Genomic DNA, 7,821 nt, shown 5'->3' on the forward strand with positions numbered 1-7,821 from the left:
TCTGCGGTAAAAAAAAAGGCGTTGCTCTGGCGTATGAATCAACTTTTCGCTTGATGTTACAAAGCTCAGCATACTTGGCTTATAGCAATTGGGAAATCTTGAATTCATATTTGTATTCAGCAACGCCTAACTTAAGCACCTCCTACAGTCCTCTCTCCTGCAAGTTGCCAGATAAAAGGAGGCAGAGCCAAAGCATCTGCATTACCAGGCAGAGCCTGGTAACGAGCAAACAGTCAACAGTCAGTAGGGGCGGTGGATGGTGCGTGCCCGCCCTCAACAGTCAACAGTCAACAGTCAACAGTCAACAGTCAACTATTTTCAAACCATCTCTGGCGAAACTTGCATTGCCGGCTGCGGCTGGAACTGGAACAGCGAATAAACCACGTTGCGGCGGATATCCGTCATCATGTCCAAAAACAGCTCGTAACCTTCAGTTTTGTACTCGATTAACGGGTCTTTTTGTCCGTAACCGCGCAACCCGACAGACTCGCGCAAAGCATCCATTTGCTGCAAGTGTTCCCGCCACAAAGTATCAATTTGCTGCAAGATAAAGAACCGCTCAGCATCGCGCATCAATTCCGCTCGGATGGCGTTAACTTCCGCTTCTTTCATGTCGTAAGCGTTGCGAACTTGTTCGTGGAGGAAAGTTTTAATTTCCTCAACTGACAAATCATCTAATTGATCCGGAGTCATGTCAGCTAGGAGATAAACAAATTCCTTCACTTTGCTGACAAGTTTGTCGAGTTCCCATTCTTCTGAAGGTAATTCAGGATTGATGTATGCTCCCACGATGTCGTCCATCGTTTGTTCGGCATATTTAATTACCTGTTCCTTCGAGTCCAAACCTTCCAAGACTCGGCGGCGTTCCGCATAGATTGCTCGACGCTGATTGTTCATCACTTCGTCGTATTCAAATACCTGCTTGCGGATGTCGTAGTAGTAGGTTTCGACTTTTTTCTGAGCGCCTTCGAGGGAGCGAGTCAGCATTCCAGATTCGATCGGCATATCTTCCTCAACACCGAACATTTTCATCAAATTGGACACCCGTTCGCCGCCGAAAATCCTCAGCAAATTGTCTTCCAAACTCAAGAAAAACCGCGTAGAACCGGGGTCTCCTTGGCGTCCCGCCCGGCCCCGCAACTGATTGTCAATCCGGCGCGATTCGTGGCGTTCGGTACCGATGACGTGGAGGCCTCCCAACTGCACAACTTCATCGTGTTCGCTGCTGGTAAAAGCATCGTACTCGCTGCGAGTTAAATTGTAAGCTTCCCGCAATTTTTGAATTACGATGTCTTTCGTCGGGGCTTTTTCCGAGGCTACAGCCACAATGTCATCGGCTTTCAATTCCGAGAGCGATCGCTCCCCGTACTGCTTCACCGCCAATTCCACCGACGTTTTGAGCAGTTGCTCAGCATCTTTCGATAGCTGCGTCGGGAAAATCTGCGCCGAAGCTTTCCAAGACTTGACCTTTTTGGCAGTTTCACCAAAACCTCGAGCTGCGGGGCGGCCGCCAATACCGGGAACTTGCACCAGCGAAAACCCTTCTTCATCCTCCGGCTGCACGATCCGGGGCATCAAATACTCCCGCAACTTCAGCCGCCCCATGTACTCAGAATTACCGCCCAAAATGATGTCTGTACCCCGTCCGGCCATGTTAGTGGCGATCGTCACAGCGCCTTTGCGTCCGGCTTGAGCGATAATTTCCGACTCCCGTTCCACATTTTCCGGTTTCGCGTTGAGCAAATTGTGAGGAATCTTGAGTTCTTGGAGCAGCCGCGACAGCAACTCGGATTTTTCCACGCTGGTAGTACCCACCAGCACCGGGCGACCGAGTTCGTGCATTTCGGCACATTCTTGGGCGATCGCCTTCCACTTCCCGGCCTCCGCCTTGTAAACCATATCCGAAAGGTCAGCGCGGCTCGTCACCCGGTTTGTCGGAATCAGCGTCACTTCCAGACTGTAAATCTTCTCAAATTCGGTTTCTTCAGTCTTCGCCGTCCCAGTCATTCCCGACAGCTTCGGATAAAGCAAAAAGAAATTCTGATAGGTAATCGTCGCCAGCGTCTGAGTTTCCGGCTGAATTTCCGCGTGTTCCTTCGCTTCGATCGCCTGGTGCAAACCGTCGCTCCAGCGCCTTCCGGGCATCACCCGGCCCGTAAACTCATCCACAATCACCACTTCGCGATCGGGATTGACAATGTAGTTAATATCCTTAATAAACAATTCCTTCGCCTTGATCGCATTAAAAATGTAATGCGCCCAAGGGTCAGCCGGGTCGTACAAATCCGTAACGCCCAACAAATTCTCAGCTTCACCAAACCCTTCATCGGTCAACAGCACATTCCGCGCCTTTTCGTCAACCTCGTAATGTTCCTCATTTTCCTTTCTTAGGGAAGCCGCAACTTCAGCCGCCCGCATATACTTCTCGCTGGGGCGTTCCACCTGGCCCGAAATAATCAGAGGTGTCCGAGCTTCATCGATCAGCACCGAGTCAACCTCATCAATCACGCAGAAATTAAAAGGACGCTGGACTACATCTTCCATCACAGTAGCCATGTTGTCCCGCAAATAATCAAAACCCACCTCGCTGTTCGTCGCGTAGGTAATATCGCAGTTATAATTTTTCTTGCGTTCGACCTGATCCATGCCCTGCTGGATCAGCCCCACCGTCAATCCCAGAAAGCGGTGCACCTGCCCCATCCATTCCGCGTCCCGCCTTGCGAGATAATCGTTGACGGTGATGATGTGTACCCCTTTGCCGTTGAGGGCGTTGAGGTAAGCCGGCAGCGTCGCCACCAGAGTTTTGCCTTCGCCGGTTTTCATTTCGGCAATTTGGCCTTTGTGCAGGATGATGCCGCCGAGGAGTTGGACATCAAAGTGGCGCATTCCCAAAACCCGCTGACCGGCTTCCCGCACCACGGCAAAAGCTTCTGGCAAGATTTCGTCTAGGATTTCTTTCTCTTCGTTGAGAGATTTAGCTTTTGCCAGACGTTCTTGAAATTCCGCTGTTTTGCCTTTCAGCTCGTCGTCTGAGAGGGCGCGGAAGTCTTCTTCCAAGATATTGATATCAGCTACCCAAGGCTGAAATTTTCTCAGTTTGCGCGCGTTGGGATCGCCTAACAGATTTTTAAACATGGCAGGAGAGGCAGATTTTTAATAATTTAGCTATTAGCTTTCAGGGTTACGGGCTGTAGTGTTAGCCACAGAGTTTACCTTTCCCGATTGTAGCAACCATTGGCCGCCCTGGGCCGTCGCTGCGGTCGATCGCCCTTTTTGGATTTTAGATTTTAGATTTTGGATTGAAGAATTGATTCCTCTTGCCCCCTCCCGATTAAGCAAATCATTTCCAGAAACTATTGAGTAAGGGCGTTATGCGGGCAGTTTGTGGATGAGGTGTATAGCCCGAAGGCGGATGAGGAGATTTTAGAGCAACGGGAAGTCATTGTAGTTATGTCATTCTGAGCGAAGAATCTCGATCGATTCTTCCCGGAGTTTACTTGCAGAACCCTTCACTCCGTTCTGCCAGTAAACTCCGGGTCGGGATCGGAATGACAGACAATAGATGCGTAAGTCCTGTACTCAACAAAACGGTTACTCAGTTTTACTGACGAACTTATAAGCTTGATAACCTCCGTAGGGTGAACTACCAGACGCTGATGCTACGCATACAGCACTGGCTTCCTGATTCATTGGGATGTGCTGTTGCTATCCGTTGAAGCAAGTAGTCTGATCTTCCCTCCACAGGCAGGAGTCCTAGTTCCTAAGACCCATACTTTTTCTGGCTACACGCTCCGTTTAGCTTGGTTTTCGCCTAGGAGGATAGTGGTCAAGATAGTGCAATTGTATCACTGATTCGCTATCGCTCAACTTGTTTCTGGTTCGTTTTCATCCCGTCACCCACCTGAGTACAGGTAGGGTGCGGGACTTCCCACTCACATTCAGTTAAAAGTGCCCCTGCTGCCACAATTCCTGCAACTGGGAGAGTCACAGGAGCAGCCACAATAGTTGTTGCTGTCGTTGTCAAGCCCAACCAACCTGCGACACCAGCAGCAGGCACTGTTGCAGTAGTGGCTATAGGTACGGTGGCAATTGTAATTGAACCCAATGACGAACCACCAAGTGCAGCGATTCCAGCGAGCCAACCGTTGTTTTCCATTTTTCTAACTATTGTGATAATTTTATATTTTATTTCATAATAAACTGCATATTTTATGGCCTGTCAATATCGAATTAAAACAAATTAGGATTTTCCAGTGTTTGCACCGGGCTGCAACGCAGCATTTTAAAATATCTATCTCAACTATCTCTAAATTTAGGACACACTTCAAACGCTAATTGCGATCCATAAAAACAAATATCAAACTCATTAAAAAAATTAGTTAGCCCTAAAAGAATCGGAATATTATTCAGCCTAGTCCAGGCAAAAACTAACTGAACTGGATCGAAGTCCCCTACTTTTGCCAAGACTAATAACCCTTTCGTTTCAGCCCTCGCTAAATTTCCCGCTAAAGTAACAGAAAATCTTTGCTCTTCCCAAATTGCCCCTAATTGCACCCCAACATTATAGGGCAAAACATTTACACGCTTCTCCTGTATCCAGTAAACCCATAACCTCAACAGAACGATTTTGATAAGTTATATCAATTCCGGTTGCACTCCTCATGATGTTAACTGTTAACTGTTAACTGTTAACTGTTAACAGTCAACAGTCAACAGTGAATTTACTATTCCGATGCTAACAGATTTGATGTTAGTGTTAAAGGCAAATACGGAACATCAGCTAAAACACCAGATTTATCTCGTTTAGGCTGAAAAGAATATCGCCTACCATTAAACATTTTGAGTTTGTTTTTGTTCTATTTCTAGTAACTGCATTAATTGCTCTGCTGCACTATTGGAATTATGCACTGAATACATAATTTCAGCAGATTCGTTGCCCATGACAATTCCTTCTTCTTTCGCCAATTCTGCTATTAAAAACAGCATCATCTGAAATTTATCAGTACGGGACAATTGCTGCAGTTGGGCTAATAATTCAAAATTTGACATAAAACGCCATTGAATTCGTTTTTTCATTTTACCACGACCTTGAGATTTAAACCACTCCAAAACAGTAGTGTCAATCCCTAATTTCTGAACAGGCAAGATGCCTGTTCCACAAAAAATCAATCTTTTTTTTTGTGCGTCGTAACATCTCAGACCAGATTAAATAGCCCTAGTCTGAAACAGGCCTGGGTATTTCGTAACTCAGGAAATCGTAAGCCATTTTTGTATTTGGAAAAATGGCCTGGGCTTCTTTGAGCAAATCATCTAGGACGATCGCATTTCCCGGAGCGTAACGCGGGCTAAAATGCGTCATAATTAACTGTTTCGCCCCAGCCAGCAAAGCAACTTGAGCCGCCATTGTTGAGGTTGAATGCAGGCGATCGAAGGCCATTTGAGCATCGAGATGGGCAAAAGTCGCTTCGTGCACCAACAAATCGGCATCCTTCGCCAATTCCACCGCCCCGTCACAAAAAACTGTGTCTGTACAATAAACAAACTTCCGCCCAATTTGATCCGGGCCGCAAAAATCGCCACCTTGAAACTGTCGCCCGTCCGATAATTTTACCGTTTTTCCTTGTTTTAATTGCCCGTAAATTGGCCCGGAAGGAATACCCGCAGCCTTGGCTTTTTCTACATCAAAATGTCCGGGACGATTTTTCTCAGTTACTCGATAACCAAAAGCAGTAACTCGATGCTTCAAAGGAGCGCAACTAACAATATATTCGTCGTCTTCATAGATAACTCCCGGCTGAATTTTGTGGATCTTTACCGGGTAAGAAAAATGAGTTTGAGAATAGCGCACGCCAGCTTGCAAATATTCTTCTAGTCCCGGAGGCCCGTAAAGATCGATGCGCTTGACATTCCCCGCCAAACCGCAGCTAGCCAGCAAACCCATTAAGCCGAAAATGTGGTCGCCGTGCAGGTGAGTGATGAAAATACGGCTCAGTTGGCTGACTTTGAGCTCGCTACGGAGGAATTGGTGCTGAGTTCCTTCGCCGCAGTCAAACAGCCAGAGTTCCGCTCGCTGGGGCAAACGCAGGGCGATGCTGGAAACGTTGCGCGATCGCGTGGGGACACCGGAGCTAGTTCCGAGAAATGTAATCTGCAAGAGTCAAATCACCTCAATTAAATCTTAAAAAATATGTTACATATATCCAGAGTGCGGCAAATCCGACATCAATGAAATAGTCGCAGGCAGGAACCGGGATAAATCGCTGTTGCTGCGAGCATCGAGTCGTTCCAATCTTTTTTGACAGGCGCACAAAGTGCCAAACCCAATTCTAACGTTTTCTTTCTGCCGTTCTCCTTCCTTTTTCCCGAACCAAACCTTCCCCTTAAAAATTCTCAAACTCGTACAGCACAGGAGGAAATTTTTCTAATGCAGCCAGGAGTGTTATTTGCTTCCCTTCTTTCGAGATTAACAAAACGCTACTTTTGGATTTCTCTGTTGTTTTGGCTGGTAATGGTAGCCCCAGCACAGGCGGCGCTGATCTTGCGAGTGGCGGTACAAGACGGCGCAAGTCAGATCAAAGTCGGCAGTTCTACTAAGGCTGCAATCCGCGACGGTAGCGGGCGCAATTTGGGCGAACTGTCTGCCAACAGTTCTGGATCGGCTCAATTTCGATCGGGCAAAGTGGCGATCGGGCGCTGGGCTGCCAATCAAATTTGGATCGAGCCGACCGGGAACGGGTATGTTTGGATTGGCGATCGGTGGTATCGCGGACGCACCCTTGTAGTTCCCCAAAAAGGAGCCCTGACAGCAGTCAACTACGTTGATATCGAACAGTATCTCTACAGCGTTCTCGGTGCCGAAATGAGCGGCAATTGGCCCCTTGAGGCCTTGAAAGCCCAAGCAGTCGCCGCCCGTTCCTACGCTATCCACGAGCGCCTCAAAAGCGAAACCGACCTTTACGATGTGGACGACACTCAGTCTTCGCAAGTTTACAAAGGACTGCAAACAGAATCTTCGGGTACTTATAGCGCAGTCGATGCCACCGCAGGTCAAGTTCTCACCTACAACGGTCAAATTATTTTAGCCGTTTTCCACTCGGCATCTGGCGGACATACCGAAAATGTTGAGGATGTTTGGACCCAACCCCTGCCTTACCTGCGCGGTGTTCCTGACTTCGACCAAGGCGCGCCGGTTTATCAGTGGAAAGAAAATTTCTCCCGCGCTCAAATCAGCAGCAAAATTTCGGGTGTCGGTAACGTCATCTCGATGAAGCCAGAACGCACTACCGCTTACGGCAGCGTTTTGAGGATGAAAGTTGTGGGAGATGGCGGTTCTAGGGTGATGACTGGGGCAGATTTGCGTCGGGTTCTGAGTTTGAGGAGCACGCGGTTTACGGTGATTCCTCAGTATGCAGGCGGGAGCGCCAGGAACAGCGGCCAAGCTCCTACGAGTTTTCAAGTTGCTGGCAAAGGTTTCGGTCACGGTGTGGGCATGAGCCAGTGGGGAGCCTACAATTTGGCCAGGCAGGGATACGGCTACCAGCAGATTTTGTTGCACTATTACCGGGGCGCTGCTTTGGCTAGAATTGCTGTTCAGTAACTGCGGGGAAGAAGGAAGTTTGGCAGCGGGTTTTTTAACGGATTTAATGGGTTTAACGGATGGATTTTGAGGAGCAAAGTCTGAAGGTTGAAGCAAAAAAATAGTTATTAACTGGTTCCCAGGCAGAGCCTGGGAACCCATGTAAGCGAGGCTCTGCCTCGTCGTCGTCGGCGGCGAAGAGGGAGGCAGAGCCTCCGCACCTGCATTACCAGGCAGAGCCTGGT

Annotated in this window: 6 protein-coding genes; 1 reads left to right on the forward strand and 5 read right to left on the reverse strand. The window is 48.2% G+C overall.

All coding sequences use genetic code 11. The annotated features are described in order from the left end of the window. Window positions 1-318: 318 nt before the first annotated feature. From secA to WBA89_RS20070, 5 genes are all read right to left on the reverse strand, one after another. A complete protein-coding gene (gene secA, locus WBA89_RS20050) occupies window positions 319-3,135 on the reverse strand; it encodes a preprotein translocase subunit SecA (protein WP_424408942.1) in 2,817 nt (938 codons plus the stop codon). Between the two features lie 721 nt (window positions 3,136-3,856). Next, the gene (locus WBA89_RS20055) at window positions 3,857-4,156 is read right to left on the reverse strand and encodes a hypothetical protein (RefSeq protein ID WP_424408943.1); all 300 of its coding nucleotides are present in this window, start codon (window positions 4,154-4,156) and stop codon (window positions 3,857-3,859) included. Between the two features lie 140 nt (window positions 4,157-4,296). Then, a complete protein-coding gene (locus WBA89_RS20060; RefSeq protein WP_424408944.1) occupies window positions 4,297-4,572 on the reverse strand; it encodes a hypothetical protein in 276 nt (91 codons plus the stop codon). A 258-nt stretch (window positions 4,573-4,830) separates the two neighbouring features. Then, window positions 4,831-5,145, reverse strand: a complete 315-nt coding sequence (locus WBA89_RS20065) for a hypothetical protein (protein WP_424408945.1) — start codon at window positions 5,143-5,145, stop codon at window positions 4,831-4,833. A 70-nt stretch (window positions 5,146-5,215) separates the two neighbouring features. Beyond that, entirely contained in the window at window positions 5,216-6,154 is a 939-nt protein-coding gene (locus WBA89_RS20070) for a ribonuclease Z (RefSeq protein WP_424408946.1), read from the reverse strand. 270 nt (window positions 6,155-6,424) lie between these two features. Here WBA89_RS20070 and WBA89_RS20075 point away from each other — a divergent pair, with 270 nt between their 5' ends. Continuing rightward, window positions 6,425-7,597, forward strand: a complete 1,173-nt coding sequence (locus tag WBA89_RS20075) for a SpoIID/LytB domain-containing protein (protein ID WP_424408947.1) — start codon at window positions 6,425-6,427, stop codon at window positions 7,595-7,597. The last annotated feature ends 224 nt before the right edge of the window (window positions 7,598-7,821 follow it).

Source organism: Microcoleus sp. (assembly GCF_049646505.1).
Classification (GTDB): domain Bacteria; phylum Cyanobacteriota; class Cyanobacteriia; order Cyanobacteriales; family Microcoleaceae; genus Microcoleus.

What these genes read in the sequence shown, in the direction of transcription:
- secA (WP_424408942.1), bottom strand. Translation starts at nt 3,135, where the DNA reads ATGTTTAAAAATCTGTTAGGCGATCCCAACGCGCGCAAACTGAGAAAA.
- WBA89_RS20055 (WP_424408943.1), bottom strand. Translation starts at nt 4,156, where the DNA reads ATGGAAAACAACGGTTGGCTCGCTGGAATCGCTGCACTTGGTGGTTCG.
- WBA89_RS20075 (WP_424408947.1), top strand. Translation starts at nt 6,425, where the DNA reads ATGCAGCCAGGAGTGTTATTTGCTTCCCTTCTTTCGAGATTAACAAAA.